Genomic DNA, 23,735 nt, shown 5'->3' on the forward strand with positions numbered 1-23,735 from the left:
GATGAGGCTCAGGGGAGCCGGACCAGAGGCCCCGAAGGAGCAACCCTTCACACTCCGCGAAGAGTTCGGGACGCCGAACAGGGGCTTCCGGACGTTTTGGGGCCGCCTCCGGGCCGACTGACCGAGGCCGAAGCCACACAGAGCCTGAGACGCGCGACACCCCAACGCTCTGGCGGAGTGCACCACTCCGATCCACATCAGGGGCGCCCACGCGGCCTCGCCCCTGGTTCAGCGAGAAGCCCGGAGAGTGCCGTCGTCGGCACCGCTCCCGTTCGGACCGGGGCCGTCCTCGCCGGTGCCGCCGTCCCCTGCACCGTCCGCCGCCGGGGCCGCGACGTCTCCGCCATCGTCGCTCGCGCCCGGTCTGGCCACCTGGGCGATGAAGGCCCCCAGCAGCACCACGGCCCCGCCGACGAGCTGCGGCGCGGCCAGGTGCTCGCCCAGGAGCACCCAGGCCAGCACGGTCGCGATGACCGCCTCCAGGCAGGCGACCACACCGGCCACCTGTGGCGAGAGCCTGCGTACGGAGACGACGCCCGCGAGGTAGGCGATCACCGTCGCGAACAGGACGAGCCAGGCGAGCAGCAGCCCGGCCGGCACCGCCGCGCCGTTCAGCTCCACACGGCCGGCCAGTACGGAGAAGTCCATGTCCCAGGGCCGCGCGACGACGGTGAGTACGAGCGCGCCGACGGCCATCCCGTACGCGATGACCCCGACAGGGTCCGCGGCGTCCTCGCCCTCGCCGCCGTGGTCGGCGAGGATGAAGTAGCCGACCTGGCAGAAAGCCGCGCCGAGGGCGAGCAGCAGCCCCGCCGCGTCGAAGGTCAGCCCGGACCACACCTCGACGACCGACGCCAGCCCGCCGAGCGCGAGGACGACGCCGATCGCGGCCGACCGCGTGACCGGCTGCCGCCGCACGAAGCGCACCCAGCCCAGTACGAGGGCGGGCGCGAGGTATTCGACGAGCAGCGCCACGCCCACGGGGATACGGGAGAGCGCCGCGAAGTAGCACGCCTGGACGCCCGCGACGGCGAGCAGCCCGAATCCGGCGAGGAGGGCGGGGCGGCGCGTCACGAGACGGCGGTGGCGCCAGGCGAGCGGCAGCATGACCAGCGCCGAGCCCGCCGCTCGCAGCCACACCACGTGCAGCGGGTCGAGCCCCGCCGCGATCAGCGGTTTGGCTGCGACGCCGGAGCTGCCGAAGGCCAGCGCGGCCAGCAGCGCCAGTCCCGGACCGGCGTTCCTGCTCCCTGGCGCGCGCATCGGCACAGCATGACAGTCCGCGCCGGGTCAGGTCAGGCCCATCGCCAGGTTGGCTCCTGTCGAACCGATCGACGTCAGGTGAGCCGCACCATCAGGTCGACCGGCGCCAGGTGAGCCGCGTCGTCCATCCGGTCGACCGGCGTCACGTGAGCCGCATCGTCCGGTCCACCGGTGCCGGATCGGCCGGCGTCAGATCACGTCGAGGCGGAGTCGGACCGGCCGCACCGTCAGTCCGACTCCCGGCACGTCGCGCCGTCGAGCCGTTTGGCCAGTGAGTCGGGGTCGACGCCCGCCCGGTGCAGCACCTCCACGGCGCGGCATTCGCGGTCGTGGGCGAGGGCGGCGAGCAGGTCGACGCCGGTGGCGAGGTCCGCGCCGCGCGCGTGGGCGCGGCCGATCGCGCCGTCCATGGCGGCCGCGGCGGCGGGCGACCAGCCGGGCACGGCCTCGGCGTCCAGGACGGGGATGGCGCCGGAGTCCTCGACGGAGCCGTACCACCGCAGCCCGTATCCGATGGTGCGCTGGACGAGGTAGCCGAGCAGCCGCGCTATCTGCGGCGGGCCGCCGTCGAACGCGTCGCGCGCGCCGGGCGCGGATTCGAGAAGGGCGTGCAGCAGATGGGCGGTGTCGATCTGGGCGTCACCGTCACGCGCCGCACGCCGGCGCGCGCCCGCGACGACGGACGCCATCTCCATGCTGAGCTGGCCCTCGTGTCCGTCGCCGGCGGGATCGGTGGAAGGGATACGACTGTGCACTCTCACACCCCATCAGCCTCCGGCGGCCAAAACATCCCCGGCGGGGAGCATTTGCGCATCCCACCATGGTTGGGCACAGATGTCCGGGATCTCATCCTTGGGGAGGAGAAGGGGGCGTAGGTTTCAGGGACCGTTCAGGGACCGGTCTCAGGGGCCGACCTCAGGGGTCCGTACCGGGGCGCAGCCGGTGGCTCGCATGGCGCGCAAGGAGCGCATTCTCTGCCGCCGCACGCCCCCGAAGCAACCGAGGCCCGTGCGCCACACGTCCCTCACCGGCGACGGCAACCGCCATCCGCACCACACGGAGCACACCACGCGGAGAAGGAGACCGATGGCCACCAGACCACTGCTCTTCCTGGACATCGACGGAGTCCTCAACCCCGTCTTACCCGCCCCGGGCTTCACCGCCCACGACCTGCTCGGCTTCACGGTGCTGCTGACCGTCGACCACGCCGACTGGCTCCGCGAGCTCTCCGGCACGTACGACCTGGTGTGGGCCACCACCTGGGAACACGAGGCCAACCGCCATATCGCGCCGCTGCTGGAGCTGCCGCGACTGCCGGTCGTGGAGTTCACCGGCTACCGTCCGCAGCCCGGCGACCCGTGGCTGCCGGCCCGGGAACTCTTCGAGGGCCGCAAATGGGCGCCCCTGCTCCGCTACGCGGCGGGCCGCCCCTTCGCGTGGATCGACGATGTCATACCGCCTCGGCTGGTCCGCCGCGCCCGGCTGCGGCGAGACCGGCTGCTGCTGCCGATCGACCCTGGCCACGGGCTCACCAGGACCCACGTGGATCACCTTCTGGCACACCCGCCGGCGCCACTCTTCCGCCCCCGGCCACGGCGTCGCGGCAGAACTGACGACCCATCAGTATTGAATGTTTCGCGCCCTGGGGCTACGTTCCGCGACACCGCGGGGACACCGGCGCCGCGCCGCCGGAGCCGGCAGACATAGCCGTACGCCCAGACGCAGACGCGGGTGACGACGTCCGGCCGAGCCCGGCAACCGCACAACCGCACCAATCACGGACGAACACAAACGAACGAACGCACGCGAACGAACACGGATGCCTAAGGGGTGGTCGCATGGCCGAGGTCAGCGCAGAGACACGCATCGAGGCGCCCGCCGAGAAGGTCTGGGACCGGCTCACCGACTTCTCCACGTACGGGCAGTGGAACGCCACCCACACCAGCTTCCCCCACGGCGGCCCCGAGACCCTCGCGGTCGCGGCGACGTACCAGGAGAACATGCGGCTCATGGGCTTCCCGGCCGAGGTGACCTGGACGGTCACGGCCTGCGACCCCGCGCGGCTGCTCGTCACCAAGGGCAAGGGCCCGATGGGCGTCAACCTGGCCATGAGCTACGCGCTGACGCCCGACGGGGACGCGACGACCGTCCGGATCGACGGGGAGTTCACCGGGGCGGCGGTCTCGCTCATGGCCGGCAAGCTCAAGGATTCGGCGACCGCGGCGCTCAAGGAATCGCTGCGCAAGCTCGACGGACTCGTGGCCTGACCCCCCGGGGCCACTGCGCGACGGGGCCCCGCGGATGTCCGCGGGGCCCCGTCACCACTCCTGCCGAGTCTCAGGCCGAGCGCTTCAGCCCTCATCGGCGAGGATCAGGTACAGCTTCTTACGCGATTCGTTGATGACCGCGAGCGCCTTCTGGCGCTGCTCGGGACTGCCGGTCTTCCAGACCTGCCCGAAGGCTTCCATCAGCCCGAAGCCGGCCTGCCGGATCTCCTGCATGCCCTCCCAGTCGAGGCCGCGCCCGGCCTCTTCCCACGGAGCCTGCGGCCCCGCGTCGGCCTCGGCGCGCCCCTCCTCGGTGAGCGTGAACAGCTTCTTGCCGCCCTCGCTCTCGCTGGTGATCAGCCCCTCGTCCTCAAGGAGCTGGAGGGTGGGGTAGACCGAGCCGGGGCTCGGCTTCCAGGCGCCGCCGCTGCGTTCGGCGATCTCCTGGATCATCTCGTACCCGTGCATCGGGCGGTCCTTCAGCAGGGCCAGGATCGAGGCGCGTACATCGCCCCGCCGCGCCCGGCCGCGCGATCCGCCGCGCCCTCGGCCGCCGAAACCGGGGCCCCCGAAGGGCGGCCCGAACGACCCGAAGGCCGAACGACGCCCTTCGAAGTCACCGCGCTCTCCCCACTCTCCCCGCTCACGCCGACCGCGCTGGCCGGGTTCGCGGTGCTCGTGTCCATGGTCGTGCTCGTGATGGCGCCTCATGGCGTTTCTCCTATCGTTGATCGGTCGCGATGCGTCAACGATATATCGGGACCTGTCGCATGACAAGTCCCCTTACTGATCCAGAGCGCCGGGGCTCCCTGCCATCGAGCACACGCACCGCCCCGAGCCGGCCTGGTCGTGCGCGGGCCACGGCCTTCCCGCCGCACGCCAGAGCGCCAGTGCCGCAGCACTCTGCCGAGCAGCACCGACCGGGCAGCCCCAGTCGGCCGGCCGAGCCACTTTTCGGGAATTGGCCGTGGCCTGCGCATACGCGGCGCGGCTACCGTCCCTGCCATGCGGATTCGAATCGTCGACGCCTTCACCGACCGCGCCTTCGGCGGCAACCCGGCCGGAGTGCTGCTCTTCGACGCCGGGCCCTTCCCCGACGACGCCTGGCTCCAGCGGGTCGCCGCCGAGGTCAATCTCTCCGAGACGGCCTTCGCCCACCCGCTGCCCGCGGGGTCCGATGCCGACTGGGCGCTGCGCTGGTTCACCCCGGCCACCGAGGTCGACATGTGCGGCCACGCCACACTGGCCACGGCGCATGTCCTGCACACCACTGGCGCCGCCACCGGGACCGTCGGCTTCGCCGCCCGCTGCGGCACCCTCACAGCGACCGCGCGGGACGACGGCGCCATCACCCTGGACTTTCCGACCTCGCCCGTAACGCCGGTCGAGGCGCCCGCCGGGATGTCACAGGCGCTCGGCGCCGAACCGGTCTCGGTCCATGACTCGGGGCCCGACGTCGGCGACCTGCTGGTGGAACTGGCCGACGAGAAGACGGTACGGGCCCTGGCCCCGGACCTGGCGGCGCTCGCCCGGTGCTCGCGGCGCGGTGTCATCGCCACGGCCGCCGCCGAGGACCCCGCCCGCGGCTACGACTTCGTCTCGCGCTGCTTCTTCCCGAACGTGGGCGTCGACGAGGACCCGGTGACCGGCAGCGCGCACACCGTGCTCGCCCCCTTCTGGTCCGCTCGCCTCGGGCGCGCCGAGCTGACCGGCTTCCAGGGGTCCGCCCGCACCGGCCTCGTACGGACCGCGCTGCGCGGCGACCGTACGCTGCTGACCGGCACCGCCGTCACCATCATCGACGGCGAGTTGCTGGCCCGGCCCTGAGAGCCACGAGCCCGAGCCGGGTTCCGCGCCCGAGGCAGGCGGGCGGGCCGTTCCGTACGGCTCGGGTGTTTCCCCCCGGCCCCGATCTCAGGCCGTCGGCAGCCAGCCCACCTTCCCCGCCAGCAGCGCGTACCCGACGAAGGCCACGATGTCGATCAGCGAGTGCGCGGCGACCAGCGGTCCGACCCGTCCCCAACGCCGGTAGAGCAGTACGAAGACGACGCCCATCGCCATGTTTCCGAGCAGTCCGCCGATGCCCTGGTAGAGGTGGTACGAGCCGCGGAGCACCGCGCTGGCCACGAGCGCGGCCATCGGCGTCCAGCCCGTCTGCCCCAGTCGGCGCAGCAGGTAGCCGACGACGATGACCTCTTCCAGTACGGCGTTCTGCACGGCGGAGGCGATCAGCACCGGGATCTTCCACCACACTTCCGGCAGCGACTCCGGCACGACCGTCAGGTTGAAGCCGGCGGCTCGCACGCCGAGGTAGAAGAGCAGTCCGGTGCCGCCGATGGCGGCGGCGACCGCGACTCCCCACCGCAGGTCGAAACCGGGCCGTTGGCGGTCGAACCCGATCGCCCGCAGCCCCACGCCTTCGCGCAGCAGCAGATGCGCGACCAGGAATACGGGCACCAGCGCGGTGGCGATGCCGAAGAGCTGCCAGGCGAGGTCCAGCCAGGGGCGGCCCGGCGCGTGCGAGCCGACGAGCGTGGCCGCCTGGTTCTTCAGCTCGCCGGGCCGGGTGACGGACCCGATGAAGCTGATCAGCGCCGATACGCCGCTGGCGCCGAGCGACAGGGCGAGCACCAGGACCGTCTCGTTGCGCAGGACCCGCCGCGACAGCCCCTGTTCGGGCAGGGAGATCTCCACGTCACGCGCCTCCTGCAGCACACCATGCTCCACTTCCGCCATACCGCTTCACTCGCGCACCATCTCACCAGGGCCGCTCATACGGCGCGGAGACCACGCGCGAGGGGCCGCCGCGGCGCACGGCAGCGCCGTGCCGTCCTTCGAGAAGCCTCGCCCCTGGCCCCGGGACGTCATAGCTTGCCCGATGGCACGGCGCCGGACGACATGGGGGCACGCCGCGCGCCTCACTGGATGAGAGCGCGCCGCGGCCGCGTCAGTCCGCGGTCCCCACCGGCCACGTATGCACCGGCTCCCCCGTCCGCGCCAGCTGGCAGTAGCGGCGCGTGGTGGCCGCGAGGGCGGCGTCCCGTTCCAGCCCCGCCGTCAGTGCCTCGTGGTAGGTGGCGGCCTGCCAGGACGCGCCGTTGATCCGCCGTCGGCAGCGCTCCTCGATGATTCCCAGGTAGCGGTCGCGGTCGGCCGGTTCGACGCCCCAGGCGTCGAGGCCGGTCGCGGCCAGCGGCAGCAGATCCTCGCGGACCAGCTGTACGGCCGGGAGCTGTGCGAGTCCCGCGCCGGCGCCCCGGCCCCGGCGCGGCCAGCGCAGCGCGGCGTCGATGCCGTGCCGGCAGGCGGCTTCGAAGTTGTCCGCCGCCACGGCGAACGGCAGCCGCGTCCACACCGGGCGCGGCTCCTCGGCGAGCGCCCGGACCAGCCCGTAGTAGAAGGCGGCGTTGGCGATGACGTCGGTGACCGTGGGGCCGGCGGGCAGGACGCGGTTCTCGACGCGCAGGTGGGGGACGCCGTCGGCGACGTCGTAGACCGGCCGGTTCCAGCGGTAGACGGTGCCGTTGTGCAGCACGAGTTCCTGGAGGGAGGGGACGCCCCCGGCGTCGAGCACCCGCATCGGGTCCTGGTCGCCGCAGATCGGCAGCAGCGGCGGGAAGTAGCGCACGTTCTCCTCGAAGAGGTCGAACGCGTCGGTGATCCAGCGCTCCCCGAACCAGGTCCGCGGGCGCACGCCCTGGGCCTTCAGCTCCGGCGGGCGGGTGTCGGTGGACTGTACGAACAGGGGCGGGCGGGACTCGCGCCACAGCTCGCGCCCGAAAAGGAAAGGCGAGTTGGCGCCCACAACGATCTGGGCGGCGGCGATCGCCTGCGCGGCGTTCCAGACGGCTGCGAACCGGCCGGGGGTCACCTGGAGATGCAGCTGTACGGACGTACAGGCCGATTCGGGGGCGATGGACCGGGAGGTGCAGGTGAGCCGTTCGACGCCGTCTATGTCGATGGTGAAGTTCTCGCCCCGGGCGGCGACCATCTCGTCGTTGAGCCGCATGTAGCGGTCGACGTCGGAGAGGTTCCCGGGCACCAGGTCCTGGGCGGCGAGGGTGGGCAGGATGCCGATCATCACGATCCCGGCGCCGATTTCCTGGGCTCTTCGGTCGGCGTAGGCCAGCCCCGTGCCCAGCTCTTCCGCGAGCCGGTCGAGAACCCTGCCGCGCAGCCGGTGCGGCACGATGTTCACTTCAAGGTTGAACTGACCGAGCTCGGTCTGGAAATCACGGCTCGCAATGCGCTCCAGTACCTCCGCATTCATCATTCTCGGGGCGCCGTCTGCGCCCGCGAGATTCAGCTCGATCTCCAGCCCCATGAGATTCTTCGGGCGGTCGAAGCACCTGTCTTCCAGCAGCCTCGACAACCCCTCCAGACACTGCCGGAGTTTCCCGCGGTGGCGCTGCCGGTCGGACAGGTCGAACCCGGCGGCCACGACCTTCTCCCCCATCGAAGCGTCCTTCCTCGACTGGGTCGACCACGACGTCAGCCGCTGGTGTCACGTCTGATGATGCCCAGGAATGTGATCGATAACGCTCTCCCGAAACGGGTTACCCGATACGATCTCAACGAATCCCCGTGTCGGCACATTCAGTCGGCATAGCGATGTGTCCCAGGACATCGCACTTTCTCGGTGATAAGCACCGGCACTATCCGGCCTACCGTGCCGGAGGAATAACGCGAGGTGGCGGGCGTGGACCCGGTCACAGAATATCCGATATCGCCTGGAAGGGCGGTCCTGATTACGCCTTGTCAGCAATGCCCGAGACGGCTAGGCGAAACACCATATGAACACCTGTCGTATAAACTTCGCGAACGAGGCAGAGAGTTGGCGCCCCGGCAGTCGGTTCCGGCCCCCCTCTGACCCCGCACGCTGACAGCGCCGTCCGCACCTGCCCAGCACCACCGTGTCTCCTGAGTGAGAGGCGATTCACCATGCCGCTGCATGTACCCCCAGCCCCAGCCCCCGCCCTTCGCAGCGTCCTCGCGGCCCTCGGTTCCCCGACCGCCGTCCGCGCGGCCCGCACCCCGTCGCTGAAGACCCTCCAGGGCCAGCTGACTCCGGAATCCCCGCTTCCGGTGTACGTCCTGGACCAGATCACCCCGCTCGGCGGCCGTCCCCGCACGCGGCTCACGGGCTGGCGGTTCCTCATCCAGGGCGCCGAGCCCAACGCGGCAGCGGCGGCGGCAGCGGAGACGATGCTCACCCCTGACGGCTGGACGTTCTCGCACTTCTTCGAGGGCCCCTACGTCGCCTCGACCGAACGGGCCCTGCGCCAGGCCGAGTCGCTGACGACCGCCTACCAGCCCCGGCTGCTGTCCGTACCCGAGCTCTACATGCTCACGCTCTGGCTGCACGGCGACCCCGTCGCCGACGCGTCGAGCTGCCGGCCGGCCCCCGGCGACCTGCTGGTGCCGCTCGCCCCCGCGCCGCCCGGCATCGCCGCCCACCGTCCGCACCGGGTCGCCGATCTGCTGCCGGTGCTCACCCACCGGCTCACCCCGACACCGCTGCTCGGCTCCCCCGCCTGAACGGGCGTACGGCCGGCCTGTACGAGCGCGCCCCACGTCTTCCGGCCGTGGGGCGCTCCGCTGCGCTCATCGCCGTCCCGGCCGTCACAGCCGTCCATCACGTGGACTAGTCCACAATGACCACCCCGAACCACCCGAAGAGACCGCGTTGTTGGCGGCAACCGTCCTCGTGGGTGACGCGTCTTCCTCTAGCAGAGGAGAGCTCCCGTGAAATCCCTGCGAAATCACGCCCGTAGGGCAACACTGGGACTGACCGACTGAATTGACAACGGGGGGCGGCTTTGAAAACCGCATCGAGCAGCCGCAGCGAACTCAACTCACCGCAGCGAAAGAACCCATCCATGTGCCAGCACCAGCCAGCATGCCCGACAGCCGACTCCGCCGACCGTGAGGCCGCCCATCTTGTGGCGCACCACCCGGAACAGGGCTGGAGCCTGCTGTGCAACGGCGTCCTGCTCTTCGAGGACACCGGTGAGCTGCTGCCGGACGGGCAGATCATCGCCCCGCACCGGCCGCTCGGCACCGAACACGTGATGACCGCCGCCTAGTGCCCCTCCCGGCAGCCTCTGCCCCGCCGCGTCGCCCACCACGGACGACGCTCGCTCCGGGCAATCGCCGCCGGTCACAGCACTGGCGCGGCGCACACACAGCGCGGCAGGGGCCGGCCCGGCGAACTCGCCGAACCGGCCCCGACTCATGAGACGAGCGGCCCCGTCGGTCGACGGTCAGCCGTCGTAGTCCTCCAGCGGCGGGCAGGAGCAGACGAGGTTGCGGTCGCCGAAGGCGCCGTCGATGCGCCGGACCGGCGGCCAGTACTTGTCCGCGGCCGACACTCCGGCCGGGAACACCGCCTCCTCACGGCTGTACGGCCGCTCCCAGTCGCCGGCCAGCGCCGCCGCGGTGTGCGGGGCGTTGCGCAGCGGGTTGTCGTCCTTGCTCCACTCCCCCGAGCCGACCCGCTCGATCTCGGCCCGGATCGCGATCATCGTCTCGCAGAACCGGTCCAGCTCCGCGAGGTCCTCGCTCTCCGTCGGTTCGATCATCAGCGTTCCGGCCACCGGGAACGACATCGTCGGCGCGTGGAAGCCGTAGTCGATGAGGCGCTTGGCGACGTCGTCGACGCTGACGCCGGTCGCCTTGGTCAGCGGCCGCAGATCCACGATGCACTCGTGCGCGACGAGCCCGTTCGGCCCGGTGTAGAGCACCGGGTAGTGCGGCTCCAGGCGCTTGGCGATGTAGTTGGCGCCGAGCACGGCGACCTGGGTGGCGCGCTTGAGGCCCTCGCCGCCCATCAGCCGGACGTACGCCCAGGAGATGGGCAGGATGCCCGCGGAGCCCCACGGAGCGGCGGAGACCGGGCCGACGCCGGTCTCGGGGCCCGCGGTCGGCTGGAGCGGGTGGTTGGGCAGGTACGGGGCGAGGTGCGCGCGCACGCCGACCGGGCCGACGCCGGGGCCGCCGCCGCCGTGCGGGATGCAGAACGTCTTGTGCAGGTTCAGGTGCGAGACGTCGCCGCCGAACCGGCCCGGCTGGGCCACCCCGACGAGGGCGTTGAGGTTGGCGCCGTCCACGTAGACCTGGCCGCCCGCGTCGTGCACGGCCGCGCAGATCTCGCTGATGTGCTCCTCGAAGACGCCGTGCGTGGAGGGGTAGGTGACCATCAGCACGGCCAGCTCACCGCCGTACTGCTCGATCTTGGCGCGCAGGTCGCCGGCGTCCACCTCGCCGTCCTCGCCGGTCTTGACGACGACGACCTTCATGCCCGCCATGACCGCGCTGGCGGCGTTGGTGCCGTGCGCGGAGGAGGGGATGAGGCAGACGGTGCGCTGGGCGTCCCCGTTGGCCCGGTGGTACGCCCGTACGGCCAGCAGTCCGGCCAGCTCGCCCTGCGAGCCGGCGTTCGGCTGGAGCGACACCTTGTCGTAGCCGGTCACCTCGGCGAGGCGCTCCTCCAGCTCGGTGATGAGCGTGGTGTAGCCCTGGGCCTGGTCGACGGGGGCGAAGGGGTGCAGCGCGGCGAACTCGGGCCAGGTCACCGCCTCCATCTCGGTGGTGGCGTTGAGCTTCATGGTGCAGGAGCCGAGCGGGATCATGCCGCGGTCCAGCGCGTAGTCCCGGTCGGCGAGCTTGCGCAGGTAGCGCAGCATCGCGGTCTCGGAACGGTGCCGGCGGAAGACCGGGTGGGCGAGGTACTCGTCCGTGCGCAGCAGCCCCGTGGGGAGCGCGTCGGCGGCCGACGCGTCCAGGTCCTCGACAGCCGACGCGTCCGCGTCGACGCCGAAGGCGGCCCACACGGCGGCCAGCTGGGCGCGGCCGGTGGTCTCGTCGCAGGCGAGCGAGAGGGTGTCGGCGTCGACGAGGCGCAGGTTGACGCCGTTCTCGCGCGCGGCGGCGGCCACGTCGGCGGCGCGGCCGGGCACGCGCGCGGTGAGGGTGTCGAAGTACGCGCCGTGCACGACCTCGACGCCGCCGGAGCGCAGGCCCGCGGCGAGCACGGCGGCGTAGCGGTGCGTACGGCGGGCGATGGCGGCCAGGCCGTCCGGGCCGTGGTAGACGGCGTACATGCCGGCCATGACCGCGAGCAGCACCTGCGCCGTGCAGATGTTGCTGGTGGCCTTCTCGCGGCGGATGTGCTGCTCACGCGTCTGGAGGGCCAGGCGGTATGCCTTGTTGCCGTCCGCGTCCACGGAGACGCCGACGAGGCGGCCGGGGAGGCTGCGCGCGAACTTCTCCCGTACGGCCATGAATCCGGCGTGCGGGCCGCCGAAGCCCATCGGCACGCCGAACCGCTGGGTGGTGCCGACCGCGATGTCCGCGCCGAGCTCGCCGGGCGAGGTGAGCAGGGTGAGGGCCAGCAGGTCGGCGGCGACCGTCACGATCGCGCCGAGCTCGTGCGCCCGCTCGATCACCGGGCGGGGGTCGCGCACGGCGCCGGACGCGCCGGGGTACTGCACCAGCACGCCGAACACGCCGCGGTCGGCGATCTCCTGCGGGATGCCCTCGGAGAGGTCGGCGACGACGACCTCGACCCCGGTGGGCTCGGCCCGGGTCCGTATGACGGCGATGGTCTGCGGCAGCGCGTCGGCGTCGACGAGGAAGACGCCGTCCTTGACCTTGCCGACGCGGCGGGCCAGCGACATGGCCTCGGCGGCCGCGGTGCCCTCGTCGAGCAGCGAGGCGCCGGAGGTGGGCAGCCCGGTCAGGTCGGCGACGACGGTCTGGAAGTTGAGCAGCGCCTCCAGGCGGCCCTGCGAGATCTCCGGCTGGTAGGGCGTGTACGCCGTGTACCAGGCGGGGTTCTCCATGACGTTGCGCAGGATGACGGGCGGCGTGAACGTGCCGTAGTAGCCGAGCCCGATCATCGGGGACAGCACCTGGTTACGGTCGGCGAGCGTGCGCAGCTCGGCGAGGACGTCGGCCTCGCTGCGGGCCTCGGGCAGCCGGAGCGCCTCGGCGCTCTTGATCACATCGGGTACGGCGGCCGCGGTGAGCTCGTCGAGCGAGCCGAATCCGACCTGGGCGAGCATCTTGGCCTGCGCGGCGCTGTCCGGCCCGATATGGCGGTGCTCGAACGGCGTGCCGCGCTCAAGCTCGGAAAGGGGGATGCGGTTGTCGTTCATCTGCGGGGGCCTCCTGGTCGTCGCGACCTGCGAGGGGCACCGTGGCGCGGGTACCCGGACGGCCTCCCCCTCTGTCATCTCAACCTGAGAGCTTCACCGGCCGCCAGGAGCGAACCGGCTTTCACCGTCGGTGAGGAGGGGCTTCGGCGCTGTACCGGTGCGTGGCCCGCCCTGCTTTCCAGAGTGACCTCGTCCGTGCGGTACGTGTGCCTGAGAGATTCCGGGGAGGATTTGCTCCTTCGGCGCCTCCGACGAAGCCTTCGGAGGACTCTCCCGCACGGGGTCTGCAGCCGTCCGCCAGCCTACCAGCGCGATCTGTGGCCGATCCTTCAAGTGGCCAGTTGGCGAAATGTGGCTTTTCGTAGGTCTCGGGCAGTAGTTGTGATCTCCCGGGACCCATTGGAGGACCTCTTGCAGACCGACATCGATCCACGCGGACTCATCGGCCGCAAGGCGTTCGACCGCAACGGCACGAAGATCGGCACGGTGGACGAGGTGTACCTCGACGACGCCACCGGCCGGCCCGAATGGGCCGCCGTGCGCACCGGCCTGTTCAGCCGGGACGCGTTCGTGCCGCTGGAGCCGAGCGACCTCGTCGCGGACACGCTGCGCGTCCCGTACGACCGGGCACTGATCAAGGACGCGCCGGACTTCGGCGTCGGCCGCCACCTCTCCCCCGAGCAGGAGCTCCAGCTGTACCACCACTACGGGCTGGACGCCTCCGCCCCGGGCAGGGCCCCCGCGCCCGCCGCGGACTCCCCCGCCCCGGCTGGGCCGGGCGCCTCCTCGGACCGGGAATTCGGCCGGATCTCGGGCCCCGACGGCTGACCGCCGACGGGCCGCACCAGCGGCAGCGGCTCCCCCGGTTCGAGCGCGGGGTCGTCGACCGGGAAGGTCCGCACCCGGCCCGGCGGGGACCAGGGCGTCTCGAACCGCACGGTGACCCGCCCGACGCCGCTGCCCTGCACCCAGCCGTCCCCGAACTCGGTGTGGCGCACGTCCAGCCCGGGGAGCCAGCGGCGCGGCAAGGGCGCCTCCCGCTCCTCCTCCCCCCCGGCGGGCTCCGATTCCCCGGCTCCGGCCTGCCGCGCCGCTCCGGCCGCCTCGGCGGCACGCGCCGCCTCCTCCCGCTCCTGCTCCGAGCGCGCCGTGGCTGCCTGCGCGAACAGGTCCTCCTGGGTGTAGTCGGCGAGCCCCGTGACGCCGACCCCCAGCAGCCGCACGCCCGCCGTGGTGTCCACCCCCTCGATCAGCCGTGCGGCCGCCTCCCGGACGACTCCCGGATCGTCGGTGGGCCCGCGCAGCGTCTCCGAGCGGGTCAGCGTCGAGAAGTCGTAGCGCCGCACCTTGATCACCACGGTCCGGCCGGACCGCCCGGCGGCCCTCAGCCGCTGCACGCACCGGTCGGCGAGGCGCGTGATCTCCAGCTGCACACGGGTCCGGTCGGTCACGTCCTCCTGGAAGGTGTCCTCCACAGAGACGGATTTCGCGTCCCGCTCGGCGACGACCGGCCGGTCGTCGCGGCCGGTGGCCAGCGCGTACAGCCCAGCGCCGTGCGCCTTTCCCAGCAGACGCACCAGCTCCGCCTCCCCCGCCTCGGCGGTCTCGGCGACCGTGCCGATGCCCGCCCGGCGCAGCGTCTCGGCCGTCGCCGGTCCGACGCCGGGGATCGTCCGCACCGGCATGGGTCCCAGCAGCTCCAGCTCCGTCCCCGGCTCTATGAGGACCAGCCCGTCCGGCTTGGCCGCCTCGGAGGCGATCTTGGCGAGCATCTTGGACCCGGCCAGCCCCACCGACCCGCTGAGCCCCGTCGCCGCCTGGATGTCGCGCCGCAGCCGCTCGCCCACGGCCCGTATGTCCGCCGAGGCGGCCGAGGGCGGGAGCGCGTCGCCCGCCTCCAGGTCCACGAACGCCTCGTCGAGGCTGAGCGGCTCGACGAGCGGCGACAGCTCGCCGAGCAGTTCCATGACCCGTTCACTCACCTGGCGGTACAGCGTGAACCGAGGGGTCAGATAGGCGGCATTGGGACACAGCCGGCGCGCCTGGGCCGTCGCCATCGCCGAGTGCACCCCGAAGACCCGCGCCTCGTACGAAGCCGTGGACACCACCCCGCGCGGCCCGATGCCGCCGACCACGACCGGTTTTCCGCGCAAGCTCGGCTTGGCCGCCTGTTCCGCCGCGGCGAAGAAGGCGTCCATGTCCAGATGCAGGATCGTCGGTGAACCTCTCACACCAACAGATGCTGCCTCACACCACTGACAACGGCCCCGCGGCGCGGCTCCGGAGCATCAAGAGCGGGCGGCAGCGGAACGGCAGCCCCCGTCGGCTCCTGAGCGTCAGACCGCGCGGTTGCGGCGGCGCGCCAGCTCGTCGGCGGGGTTGTGGCCGACGAGGGTCTCCCCGGTGTCCACACGCTCGCCGTGCAGCTGCGCGAGCGCCCCTTCCACGTCCCGCCAGACCACGCCCACAGCGATCCCGAAGACCCCCTGCCCGCCCTTGAGCAGGTCGACGACCTCGTCCGGCGACGTGCACTCGTACACCGTCGCCCCGTCGCTCATCAGCGTCATCTGACCGAGGTCGCCGATGCCGCGCGAGCGCAGGTGTTGTACGGCGGCCCGGATGTTCTGCAGCGACACGCCCGTGTCCAGCAGCCGCTTGACGATCTTCAGCACGACGACGTCGCGGAAGCTGTAGAGGCGCTGGCCGCCCGGCCCGCACACGGACCGCACGGTCGGCTCCACGAGCCCCGTACGCGCCCAGTAGTCCAACTGCCGGTAGGTGATGCCCGCCGCCGCGCACGCGGTCGGCCCGCGGTAGCCGATGGCCTCCGGGGCCGGCTCGGGCGACACCGAGAGCGCCGCCGGGTGTCCGGGCAACGGTTCGGCCGTTCCCCCATGAAGCGGATACGGACCGCCTGCCGCCCTGCCGTCGCCGGTGCTTCTCACGCCGACCCTCCGTCCTTGACCTGCCGTCTCGACGGTAGGCAGTCACCCGGGGTGCGTCAACGATCGCCACACTCGGCACGCCGAGTGATAATCACCCTAAGGGTGGTTTCGCGTATCCGCCCGCGGGGAATGGCTAGCCGGATGCCCTGCGGGGACCCGGTCGGCGGCTCACTGGCTGTTGGTGCCGAAGTCCTCCGGCGAGATCTGGTCGAGGAACTCGCGGAACTTCTCCACCTCGTCCTCCTGCTCATCCGGGATCGCGATGCCGGCGTCGTCCAGCACGCCGTCACTGCCGTAGATCGGCGTCCCGGTGCGCAGCGCCAGCGCTATGGCGTCGGACGGCCTGGCGCTGACCTCCACCCCGCTCGCGAAGACCAGCTCGGCGTAGAACACGCCTTCGCGCAGGTCCGTGATGCGGACCTCCGTCAGCTGCTGGCCGACCGCCTCCAGCACGTCCTTGAAAAGGTCGTGGGTCAGCGGCCTGGCAGGCGCCATGCCCTGCTGGGCGAAGGCAATGGCAGTCGCCTCCCCCGGGCCGATCCAAATGGGGAGGTAGCGGTCGCCTCCCACTTCCCGCAGGAGCACGATCGGCTGGTTGGAGGGCATTTCCACCCGGACACCCACGACATCGAGCTCGTTCACACAGCAACCCTAGGACGTGCCCGGCGGGTTTGGGTAGTCGGGCACCCGCCGGTCGGTGTGGTCACGCCCGCAGCGCGGCCGCTACGAGCGCCGCGTGCAGCCGTACGGACAGTGCGGCCAGCTCCCGCGCGGTGGCCTCCGCATGGGCTCTGGTCTGCGGATTGCGGTGTCTGCGCAACGGCGCGACCACCTGTTCGACCAGCCCGGCCTCGCGTACGGCCGCCGCCTTCATGACGCGCAAATGCCTCGGCTCCAGTCCGAACCGGCCCAGGTCCGCGACGAGCTTGGCGACCGCCACGGCCTCGACGTCGTAGCCGCCGCCGGAATTCGGCTCGATCAGGCCGTACGACTCCCACTCGGCCAGCTCACGCTCGGTGACCCCAGTGGCCCCGAGGAGCTCCTCACGGCCCACCTGGACCGCTGTGGAGCCCTCTGCCTCCAGCTCCGCGGCCCCGTCCAGCAGATCCCTCGGCTGTCCGGGCGCGGGCAGCGGCAGCTGCTCCCCCCGGGCCAGCGCGTCGAGGTACTCCCGGATGACGCGCAGCGGCAGGTAGTGGTCGCGCTGCAGGCGCAGCACGGCCCCGAGCCGCTCCACGTCCTCCTGGCTGAACTTGCGGTACCCGGACGGCGTGCGCTGCGGCTCGACGAGCCCCTCCGCCTCCAAGAAACGGATCTTGGAGACGGTGACCTCGGGAAACTCGTCGCGCAGCAGGGTGAGCACCGTGCCGATGCTCACCAACTGACCGTCCGCGGTGGCGGTGCCGCCTTCGGCACCCCCCGCCGATGTCTGACGCATAGCCCTTCCCCGGCGGGTCAGATGCTCTGCTGGCTCGCGTAGAAGACCAGCCGGTACTTGCCGATCTGCACCTCGTCGCCGTTGGCGAGCGCGGTCGACTCGATCCGCTCCCGGTTGACGTACGTACCGTTCAGGCTGCCGACGTCCGCGACGGTGAAGCCGCCGTCCGGTCCGCGCCGGAACTCCACGTGCCGCCGCGAGACGGTGACGTCGTCGAGGAAGATGTCGCCCTGCGGGTGGCGGCCGGCCGTGGTCAGGTCGCCGTCCAGCAGGAAGCGGCTGCCCGAGTTCGGGCCGCGGCGGACCACCAGCAGCGCCGAGCCCATCGGCAGCGCGTCGACGGCGGCCTGCGCCTCCGGGGAGAGCGACGGGGTCGGCGTCTGACCGGTGGACTCCGACTCGTACGCCTCAAGACCGGAGATGGAGATGGTCGAGGTCGTCTCCGAAGCCCGCTCGGACGACGCGCCACCGCGCAGCGGCGCACCGCAGTTGGAGCAGAACCGGCTGGACTCAGCGTTGCGGTTCCCACACCTCGTGCACACCAAGGCTGTACCTCCACCCGCAGTTGAGGTCGACGGTCCCTGGGAACCTATGCGCCCGGCCGTTTCCTGGCCACCCGGCGCGTCGCCGCCCGGGCCTCCCACCTGGTCCCGGAACAGCGGGCGCTCTTCCTGCGCCTCGGCGCCTTCCACCGGCCGCTGCGCCCGGTGACGGGCAGCACCGCTGCCGGCCTCCTGGCGCGACTTCTTGCCGAACAACTTCGCAAACAAATTCACGGGCGATTCCCCTTGACCGAAACAGACCCGCCCGTGGGGCAGGACAAACCCTCGATGCACACACCATCCGACCCGGACATCATCACAACGTCCGTGGTCAACAGACAGTTTCCACCACGCACCCCCCTCTTGGTGCGCCGACCCCCCGCAACGTCATACCCCGGGCGCACAACCCCCGGGCCGCTACGCCTCACTGCGATGACGACCGAGCGTAGTCAGGCCGCTCAGCCGACCGCAAGGCGTCCACGACGATCTTCTCAGAACGGGTGACGGACGCGGTGGCCTGCTCCTTCTGCAAAGTCTGCACCACGCCGCCCGGAATGTTGAGAGCCGGTTCCAGGTCCTGCGGCTTGCCGATCACCTTGAACCGGTAGGGAGGGGACACTTTCTGACCGTCGATCTCCACCTTGCCGCCCGCATCCGAGAAGTAGGTATCGGCGGCCACACGCGCCCCGTTGATCTGGATCGCCTCCGCACCGGCCGCCCTCAACTCCTGGATGGCGTCGAGGAGCATGTCCGACTGTACGGCCTTCTTGGGGTCGCTCACAGTGAGCTCGATGCCGGGGCCACGCGCCTTCACGGTGCCCGCGAGCACGCCGAGCTGCTGTTCCTTCTGGGCCGTCTGCTTACGGGCCTCAGCGGCCTGGTTCGAGCTGTTCTCCAGCTCCGTGCGCTGGTTCTCCAGGCCCCGCTTCTCGTCCTCCAGCCGCTGGGTGCGGTTGTCGAGCTCGTCCAGGATCCGTACGAGGTCCTCCTGGCGGGCGCCGCGCAGGTTGCTGTTGTCACTGGTGGACCGGACCTGGATGGCGAGCCCCAGCCCGAGCACGCCCAGCAGCAGGGCGACGATCAGCTGGGCCCGCGTCACCCGCGGCGGCCAGAGCCCGGCCCGCAGCCGCTGACGGCCCGTCATGGCAGGAGCCGGGGCCGTCCCTTCGCTCTTCTCCTCGGGCTGCGCCGCCTCGTGAGATTTCGGCGGCTCCTGCCGTTCCTGCGGCTTCCGAGATTCCTGAGATTCCCCCGGCTGCCCGGGCGTGTCGTCGGCGCTCATCGGCGTCACGCCCGGAAGACGTGCCGGCGGATCGCGGCCGCGTTGGAGAAGATCCGGATGCCCAGCACGACCACGACGCCCGTGGACAGCTGCGCCCCGACGCCGAGCTTGTCGCCGAGAAAGACGATCAGCGCGGCCACCACGACGTTGGACAGGAACGACACGACGAAGACCTTGTCGTCGAAGATCCCGTCCAGCATCGCCCGCAGGCCGCCGAAGACCGCGTCCAGCGCCGCGACCACGGCGATCGGCAGGTAGGGCTCGACCACAGTCGGCACGACGGGGCGGACCACGAGTCCGACCACGACTCCCACGACGAGGCCCAATACGGCGATCACGATGTGCCCTTCCCTGTGTCGGTGCCGCTCTTGTCGGCGCCACCGGCTTGCGGTTGTGCGGTACGTACTATCAGGCTCGGCGCGGCCGGCAGCCGCACCTTGTCCTGGGCGGAGATGGTCACGCGGACCCCGTAGTCCTTCTGCAGGACGTGCAGATACATCCCGTCGGCACTGTCCTGGAATCCGCTGCGCAGCCGCTTCCCGTCCCCCACCGCGAGAACGGTGTACGGAGGTACGAGCGGCTTGTTGTCGACCAGTATGGCGTCACCGGCGGCCCGGACGGCCGACAGCGCTGTGAGCCGCTGCCCGTTGACGGCGATGGCCTCCGCGCCGGACTGCCAGAGGCCGTTGACGACGCGCTGCATATCGCGGTCGCGGACCCGGCCCTTATCGGAGAAACCATTGCTCTGGCGCGGGCCGCCGCCGCCCTGGTCGGCTTCCTTGGCGTCGTCGATGACGAGCTTGACGCCCGGACCGTGCACGGGGGTACCGCCCGCGAGGAGCGACACCAGCTCGGCCTTGTCGCCGCCGTGCTGCTTCAGGGCGTCCCGCTGGGTGGCCGCGACGCTGTTGCGGAGCGCGTCGACGCTCGACTTCAGCTTGTCCGCGTCCGACGTCTCCCGCTGGATGCGGTCGATGAGCTGCTCCCGCTCCTTGGCCAGCGTCGGAGCCGATATCCGCGCCTGCGCGGCTCCTACCGTGACCACGACCGCGGCCAGTACGAGTCCGGCGGCGAGCCCCAACTTCGCGCGGAGCGTGCGCGGCAGGCCGCCTTCCCCGTCCGCGCGGCGGCGCGCCGCCGCCTCGGCATAGCCATCGTCCAGGCTGTGGTCCATGACGTTGGTCAGCAGCGACATGGAGGCATCGGGACGCTTGGGCGGCGATGCGCTGCTCCGAGACGGGGGCTGCTGCGACATGCCGCACATCGTCGCACGTCGGTGGCGCCGTCTCCCAACGGCCCCACCGGCGTGCCGGTCCGGGCCCGAGGGGGACGGCGCCACCGCGCCGCGGGCTCAGCGCCCGGCGCTGTCCACGATCGCCGACCACTCGTCGAGCAGCGCCTGGGCCGAGGCGTCGTCCGGTCCTTCGGCCCACAAGTGGGTGACCGCCTCCGCCGGGTCGGGCAGCACCATCACCCAGCGCCCGTCGGCCTCCACGACCCGCACCCCGTCGGTCGTGTCCACGGACCGGTCCCCGGCGGCCTCGACCACATGCCGCATCACGAGCCCCTTGACGGCCCAGGGGGTCGCCAGGTCGCGGCGGAGCACATGCGCCCGCGGGATGCGCGCGTCGATCTGACTGAGCGTGAGCTGCGTACGCGCCACCAGCCCGAGCAGCCGCGCGAACGCCGCCGTGCCGTCGAAGACGCTGCTGAACTCCGGGATGATGAAGCCGCCGCGGCTGTCACCCCCGAAGATCGTCGAGTCCGCGCGGCCCACCCGGGTGAGATCGCCCGGCGACGTCGTCGTCCACTCCACCTGCGTGCCGTGGTACGCGGCCACCTGCTCGGCGATACGCGTGGTGGTGACCGGAAGGGCCACCCGGCCGCTGCGCCGCTCGGCGGCGACCAGGTCGAGCATCACCAGCAGGGCCCGGTCGTCCTCGATGATGCGGCCGCGCTCATCGACGAGCGAGAGCCGCTCGCCCACCGGGTCGAACCGCACGCCGAACGCCGCGCGCGCCGACGCCACGATCTCCCCGAGCCGCACCAGCCCGGAACGGCGGGCGTCGGCGGTCTCGGTCGGCCGCGACTCGTCGAGGCCGGGGTTGATGGTGAACGCGTCGACGCCCAGCCGACCGAGCAGGCTGGGCAGGACAAGCCCCGCGCTGCCGTTCGAAGCGTCCACGACGACCTTGAGCCCGGCCTCGGCGACGCCGGAGGAGTCCACGGCCCGCAGCAGCGAACCGGTGTAGGAGTCGAAGACGCTCGACGGGAAGCGCAGGTCGCCGATCTCGCCGGGAAACGCCCGCCGGTACTCCTGGCGCGCGTACACGCGGTCCAGCTTGCGCTGGCCGCCGGCGGAGAGGTCGGAGCCGCGCTCGTCGAAGAACATGATGTCGACGGAGTCGGGCACCCCCGGCGTCGTACGCACCATGATGCCGCCGGCGCTGCCCCGCGCGGTCTGCTGGCGGGCGACCGGCAGCGGTACGTTCTCCAGGTCCCGTACGTCTATGGCGCTGGCCTGAAGGGCAGAGATCACGGCCCGTTTCAGCGCGCGGGCGCCGCGCGAGTGGTCACGCGCGGTGGTGACCGTCGACCCCTTCTTGAGCGTGGTCGCGTACGCGCCGGCCAGCCGCACCGCGAGCTCCGGGGTGATCTCCACATTGAGGATGCCCGATACACCGCGCGCCCCGAATAGGTGCGCCTGGCCCCGGGACTCCCAGATGACCGAGGTGTTGACGAACGCGCCCGCCTCGATGGTCTTGAACGGGTAGACGCGGACATTGCCCTGGATGATGGACTCCTCGCCCACCAGGCATTCATCGCCGATGACCGCGCCGTCCTCGATACGGGCCGCCCGCATGATGTCCGTGTTCTTGCCGATCACGCAGCCGCGCAGATTGCTCTGCTGCCCGATGTAGACGTTGTCGTGGACGACCGTCTTGTGCAGGAAGGCGCCGCTCTTGACGACCACATTGGAGCCCACCACGGTGTGCTCGCGCATTTCGACGTCCGCTTCGACCTTCGCGTAGTCGCCGATGTAGAGCGGCCCGCGGAGAACGGCGTCCGGATGGACGTCCGCGCCCTCGGCGACCCATACGCCCGGGGAGATCTCGAAGCCGTCGATCTCGACGTCGACCTTGCCTTCGAGCACGTCGGCCTGGGCCTTGACGTAGCTCTCGTGGGTGCCGACGTCCTCCCAGTAGCCCTCGGCGACATAGCCGTAGATCGGCTTGCCCTCCTTCATGAGCTGGGGGAAGACATCGCCCGACCAGTCGACGGGCACATCGGACTCGACGTAGTCGAAGACCTCCGGCTCCATCACATAGATGCCGGTGTTGACGGTGTCGGAGAAGACCTGGCCCCAGGTGGGCTTCTCCAGGAAGCGCTCGACCTTGCCCTCTTCGTCGACGATGGTGATGCCGAATTCCAGCGGATTGGGCACCCGGGTCAGACAGACCGTGACGAGCGCGCCCTTCTCCTTGTGGAATTCGATCAGATCGGTGAGGTCGAAGTCGGTGAGGGCGTCGCCGGAGATGACCAGAAAGGCATCGTCCTTGAGCGCCTCTTCCGCGTTCTTCACGCTCCCTGCGGTGCCGAGTGGCTTTTCCTCGTTCGCGTAGGTGAGCTCCATGCCGAGTTCCTCACCGTCACCGAAGTAGTTCTTGACGAGGGAGGCGAGGAACTGGACAGTCACCACGGTCTCGCTGAGACCGTGCCGCTTGAGCAGGCGCAGCACGTGCTCCATGATGGGCCGGTTTGCCACCGGCAGGAGCGGCTTGGGCATGCTTGAGGTCATGGGGCGAAGGCGCGTGCCCTCGCCGCCGGCCATCACGACGGCCTTCATGTCGGAAGCGTCCTCCTTGAAGAGACGACGGTTTCGCCGACTTCACTCGCCCGGATGGCCCATAAATACCCTTTACAGGCAACCGGCCTCGATGAGGCCAATGACAGGAGCCAAGCTCAGTCGGCCGCGGTGTCCGCCTTCACGAGTCGGCGGACCTGAACCACGTAGAGGATCCCTGCCCACCAGTACAGCGTTGTACCCCATCCGGCGAACGCCCATCCGAAAATAGCAGCGAGTGAGTGCAGCCAGGTAGTTCCTTCACTGAGAAGGAGCAACGGAAAGGCATACATGAGGTTGAAGGTCGCGGCCTTGCCGAGGAAGTTCACCTGGGGCGGCGGATAGCCGTGACGCCGCAGGATCCACACCATGACCAGCAGCATCAGCTCACGGGCCAGCAGGGCACCGGTCAGCCAGTAAGGGAGGATTCCCCGCCAGGTCAGGCCGACCAGCGTGGACAGGATGTAAAGCCGGTCCGCGGCCGGGTCGAGAAGCCGGCCGAGGCTGCTGATCTGGTTCCAGCGCCGGGCGAGCTTCCCGTCTAGGTAGTCGCTCACGCCGCTCAGGGCCAGCACAACCAGCGCCCAGATGTCGTGCTTCGGGCCCCCGAATTCCGGCCAGAGGATCAGCCACAGGAAGATGGGTACGCCGACCAGGCGCGCCATGCTGAGGATGTTCGGGATGGTGAGCACGCGGTCGGTCTGAACGCGCGTCTCCTGGACCTCCACCCGGGGGCCTCCTGTGGGAACGTGCCAACGATGCCTCCTGACCTTACCCGCAGTCATCACGAGAGCGAACAGCGGGGTCGGACAGAACGGCCGAAGGGCCGATTGCGGAACTTCCCCGTGAACGCAAAAATGCCGGTGTCCCAGGCCATAAGGCCCGGGACACCGGCTTAAAAATTGTTCGGCGGCGTCCTACTCTCCCACAGGGTCCCCCCTGCAGTACCATCGGCGCTGAAAGGCTTAGCTTCCGGGTTCGGAATGTAACCGGGCG

21 protein-coding genes, 1 rRNA gene, 1 pseudogene and 1 riboswitch are annotated in these 23,735 nt (G+C 70.9%); of the genes and pseudogenes, 6 read left to right on the forward strand and 17 right to left on the reverse strand.

Features of this window, described 5'->3' with window-relative positions; genetic code table 11:
* Window positions 1-228 precede the first annotated feature (228 nt).
* Entirely contained in the window at window positions 229-1,263 is a 1,035-nt protein-coding gene (locus AB0I22_RS28670) for an EamA family transporter (RefSeq protein ID WP_363133842.1), read from the reverse strand.
* A gap of 227 nt (window positions 1,264-1,490) precedes the next feature.
* On the reverse strand, window positions 1,491-1,958 hold the full coding sequence (locus tag AB0I22_RS28675) for a Clp protease N-terminal domain-containing protein (protein ID WP_363133864.1): 468 nt from the start codon (window positions 1,956-1,958) through the stop codon (window positions 1,491-1,493).
* A 391-nt stretch (window positions 1,959-2,349) separates the two neighbouring features.
* On the opposite strand from AB0I22_RS28675, the gene AB0I22_RS28680 reads away from it, so the two are divergent.
* The gene (locus AB0I22_RS28680) at window positions 2,350-2,970 is read left to right on the forward strand and encodes an HAD domain-containing protein (protein WP_363133843.1); all 621 of its coding nucleotides are present in this window, start codon (window positions 2,350-2,352) and stop codon (window positions 2,968-2,970) included.
* A 131-nt stretch (window positions 2,971-3,101) separates the two neighbouring features.
* Window positions 3,102-3,530, forward strand: a complete 429-nt coding sequence (locus AB0I22_RS28685; protein WP_363133844.1) for an SRPBCC family protein — start codon at window positions 3,102-3,104, stop codon at window positions 3,528-3,530.
* An 84-nt stretch (window positions 3,531-3,614) separates the two neighbouring features.
* Here AB0I22_RS28685 and AB0I22_RS28690 read toward each other — a convergent pair whose 3' ends face one another.
* Window positions 3,615-4,307, reverse strand: a complete 693-nt coding sequence (locus AB0I22_RS28690) for a PadR family transcriptional regulator (RefSeq protein ID WP_363133845.1) — start codon at window positions 4,305-4,307, stop codon at window positions 3,615-3,617.
* Window positions 4,308-4,535: 228 nt separating this feature from the next.
* On the opposite strand from AB0I22_RS28690, the gene AB0I22_RS28695 reads away from it, so the two are divergent.
* Entirely contained in the window at window positions 4,536-5,357 is an 822-nt protein-coding gene (locus AB0I22_RS28695) for a PhzF family phenazine biosynthesis protein (RefSeq protein WP_363133846.1), read from the forward strand.
* A gap of 87 nt (window positions 5,358-5,444) precedes the next feature.
* Here the strand turns inward: AB0I22_RS28695 and AB0I22_RS28700 are convergent, their stop codons facing one another.
* On the reverse strand, window positions 5,445-6,266 hold the full coding sequence (locus AB0I22_RS28700) for a CPBP family intramembrane glutamic endopeptidase (protein WP_363133847.1): 822 nt from the start codon (window positions 6,264-6,266) through the stop codon (window positions 5,445-5,447).
* 211 nt (window positions 6,267-6,477) lie between these two features.
* Window positions 6,478-7,986 carry a glutamate--cysteine ligase gene (locus tag AB0I22_RS28705; protein ID WP_363133848.1) on the reverse strand — a complete coding sequence of 503 codons (1,509 nt, stop codon included), beginning with the start codon at window positions 7,984-7,986 and terminating at the stop codon, window positions 6,478-6,480.
* 485 nt (window positions 7,987-8,471) lie between these two features.
* On the opposite strand from AB0I22_RS28705, the gene AB0I22_RS28710 reads away from it, so the two are divergent.
* The gene (locus tag AB0I22_RS28710) at window positions 8,472-9,068 is read left to right on the forward strand and encodes a hypothetical protein (protein WP_363133849.1); all 597 of its coding nucleotides are present in this window, start codon (window positions 8,472-8,474) and stop codon (window positions 9,066-9,068) included.
* Between the two features lie 341 nt (window positions 9,069-9,409).
* Entirely contained in the window at window positions 9,410-9,616 is a 207-nt protein-coding gene (locus tag AB0I22_RS28715) for a DUF5999 family protein (protein ID WP_363133850.1), read from the forward strand.
* Window positions 9,617-9,793: 177 nt separating this feature from the next.
* Here the strand turns inward: AB0I22_RS28715 and gcvP are convergent, their stop codons facing one another.
* Window positions 9,794-12,688, reverse strand: a complete 2,895-nt coding sequence (gene gcvP, locus AB0I22_RS28720) for an aminomethyl-transferring glycine dehydrogenase (protein ID WP_363133852.1) — start codon at window positions 12,686-12,688, stop codon at window positions 9,794-9,796.
* A 188-nt stretch (window positions 12,689-12,876) separates the two neighbouring features.
* Window positions 12,877-12,974, reverse strand: a riboswitch (glycine riboswitch).
* A gap of 125 nt (window positions 12,975-13,099) precedes the next feature.
* Here gcvP and AB0I22_RS28725 point away from each other — a divergent pair.
* Window positions 13,100-13,516, forward strand: coding sequence for a PRC-barrel domain-containing protein (locus AB0I22_RS28725; protein WP_363133853.1), 417 nt, complete (start codon window positions 13,100-13,102; stop codon window positions 13,514-13,516).
* An 11-nt stretch (window positions 13,517-13,527) separates the two neighbouring features.
* Here the strand turns inward: AB0I22_RS28725 and AB0I22_RS28730 are convergent.
* The 11 genes and pseudogenes from AB0I22_RS28730 to rrf all read right to left on the reverse strand — a co-directional run.
* A pseudogene (locus tag AB0I22_RS28730) lies at window positions 13,528-14,919 on the reverse strand (DNA polymerase IV); the annotation flags it as partial.
* A gap of 105 nt (window positions 14,920-15,024) precedes the next feature.
* Window positions 15,025-15,633, reverse strand: a complete 609-nt coding sequence (locus AB0I22_RS28735; protein WP_363133855.1) for a MerR family transcriptional regulator — start codon at window positions 15,631-15,633, stop codon at window positions 15,025-15,027.
* Window positions 15,634-15,801: 168 nt separating this feature from the next.
* Window positions 15,802-16,275 carry a bifunctional nuclease family protein gene (locus tag AB0I22_RS28740; RefSeq protein ID WP_030874883.1) on the reverse strand — a complete coding sequence of 158 codons (474 nt, stop codon included), beginning with the start codon at window positions 16,273-16,275 and terminating at the stop codon, window positions 15,802-15,804.
* Window positions 16,276-16,336: 61 nt separating this feature from the next.
* Complete coding sequence (locus AB0I22_RS28745) at window positions 16,337-17,071, reverse strand: MerR family transcriptional regulator (protein ID WP_363133856.1); 735 nt, start codon at window positions 17,069-17,071, stop codon at window positions 16,337-16,339.
* A 17-nt stretch (window positions 17,072-17,088) separates the two neighbouring features.
* Window positions 17,089-17,955, reverse strand: a complete 867-nt coding sequence (locus tag AB0I22_RS28750) for an FHA domain-containing protein (RefSeq protein WP_363133865.1) — start codon at window positions 17,953-17,955, stop codon at window positions 17,089-17,091.
* Window positions 17,956-18,037: 82 nt separating this feature from the next.
* Window positions 18,038-18,895: a DUF881 domain-containing protein gene (locus AB0I22_RS28755; protein ID WP_363133857.1), complete on the reverse strand. Its 858-nt coding sequence runs from the start codon at window positions 18,893-18,895 to the stop codon at window positions 18,038-18,040.
* Between the two features lie 5 nt (window positions 18,896-18,900).
* A complete protein-coding gene (locus tag AB0I22_RS28760; protein WP_030364457.1) occupies window positions 18,901-19,233 on the reverse strand; it encodes a small basic family protein in 333 nt (110 codons plus the stop codon).
* Window positions 19,230-20,150 carry a DUF881 domain-containing protein gene (locus AB0I22_RS28765; RefSeq protein ID WP_363133858.1) on the reverse strand — a complete coding sequence of 307 codons (921 nt, stop codon included), beginning with the start codon at window positions 20,148-20,150 and terminating at the stop codon, window positions 19,230-19,232. The genes AB0I22_RS28760 and AB0I22_RS28765 overlap by 4 nt, the downstream gene beginning before the upstream one ends.
* 96 nt (window positions 20,151-20,246) lie before the next feature.
* Window positions 20,247-22,742 (reverse strand): mannose-1-phosphate guanyltransferase, encoded by a 2,496-nt coding sequence (locus tag AB0I22_RS28770; protein ID WP_363133859.1) that lies wholly within the window; start codon window positions 22,740-22,742, stop codon window positions 20,247-20,249.
* A 116-nt stretch (window positions 22,743-22,858) separates the two neighbouring features.
* Window positions 22,859-23,467, reverse strand: coding sequence for a CDP-alcohol phosphatidyltransferase family protein (locus AB0I22_RS28775; RefSeq protein WP_363133860.1), 609 nt, complete (start codon window positions 23,465-23,467; stop codon window positions 22,859-22,861).
* A 176-nt stretch (window positions 23,468-23,643) separates the two neighbouring features.
* A 5S ribosomal RNA gene (gene rrf, locus AB0I22_RS28780) occupies window positions 23,644-23,735 on the reverse strand; the annotation flags it as partial.

The organism is Streptomyces sp. NPDC050610, from assembly GCF_040654875.1.
Lineage (GTDB): Bacteria > Actinomycetota > Actinomycetes > Streptomycetales > Streptomycetaceae > Streptomyces.

Coding starts and splice junctions, on each gene's coding strand:
- AB0I22_RS28745 (WP_363133856.1), bottom strand. CDS start 17,071: ATGCGTCAGACATCGGCGGGGGGTGCCGAAGGCGGCACCGCCACCGCG.
- AB0I22_RS28710 (WP_363133849.1), top strand. CDS start 8,472: ATGCCGCTGCATGTACCCCCAGCCCCAGCCCCCGCCCTTCGCAGCGTC.
- AB0I22_RS28765 (WP_363133858.1), bottom strand. CDS start 20,150: ATGTCGCAGCAGCCCCCGTCTCGGAGCAGCGCATCGCCGCCCAAGCGT.
- AB0I22_RS28755 (WP_363133857.1), bottom strand. CDS start 18,895: ATGAGCGCCGACGACACGCCCGGGCAGCCGGGGGAATCTCAGGAATCT.
- AB0I22_RS28670 (WP_363133842.1), bottom strand. CDS start 1,263: ATGCGCGCGCCAGGGAGCAGGAACGCCGGTCCGGGACTGGCGCTGCTG.
- AB0I22_RS28685 (WP_363133844.1), top strand. CDS start 3,102: ATGGCCGAGGTCAGCGCAGAGACACGCATCGAGGCGCCCGCCGAGAAG.
- gcvP (WP_363133852.1), bottom strand. CDS start 12,688: ATGAACGACAACCGCATCCCCCTTTCCGAGCTTGAGCGCGGCACGCCG.
- AB0I22_RS28680 (WP_363133843.1), top strand. CDS start 2,350: ATGGCCACCAGACCACTGCTCTTCCTGGACATCGACGGAGTCCTCAAC.
- AB0I22_RS28700 (WP_363133847.1), bottom strand. CDS start 6,266: ATGGCGGAAGTGGAGCATGGTGTGCTGCAGGAGGCGCGTGACGTGGAG.
- AB0I22_RS28695 (WP_363133846.1), top strand. CDS start 4,536: ATGCGGATTCGAATCGTCGACGCCTTCACCGACCGCGCCTTCGGCGGC.
- AB0I22_RS28705 (WP_363133848.1), bottom strand. CDS start 7,986: ATGGGGGAGAAGGTCGTGGCCGCCGGGTTCGACCTGTCCGACCGGCAG.
- AB0I22_RS28715 (WP_363133850.1), top strand. CDS start 9,410: ATGTGCCAGCACCAGCCAGCATGCCCGACAGCCGACTCCGCCGACCGT.
- AB0I22_RS28770 (WP_363133859.1), bottom strand. CDS start 22,742: ATGAAGGCCGTCGTGATGGCCGGCGGCGAGGGCACGCGCCTTCGCCCC.
- AB0I22_RS28675 (WP_363133864.1), bottom strand. CDS start 1,958: ATGGAGATGGCGTCCGTCGTCGCGGGCGCGCGCCGGCGTGCGGCGCGT.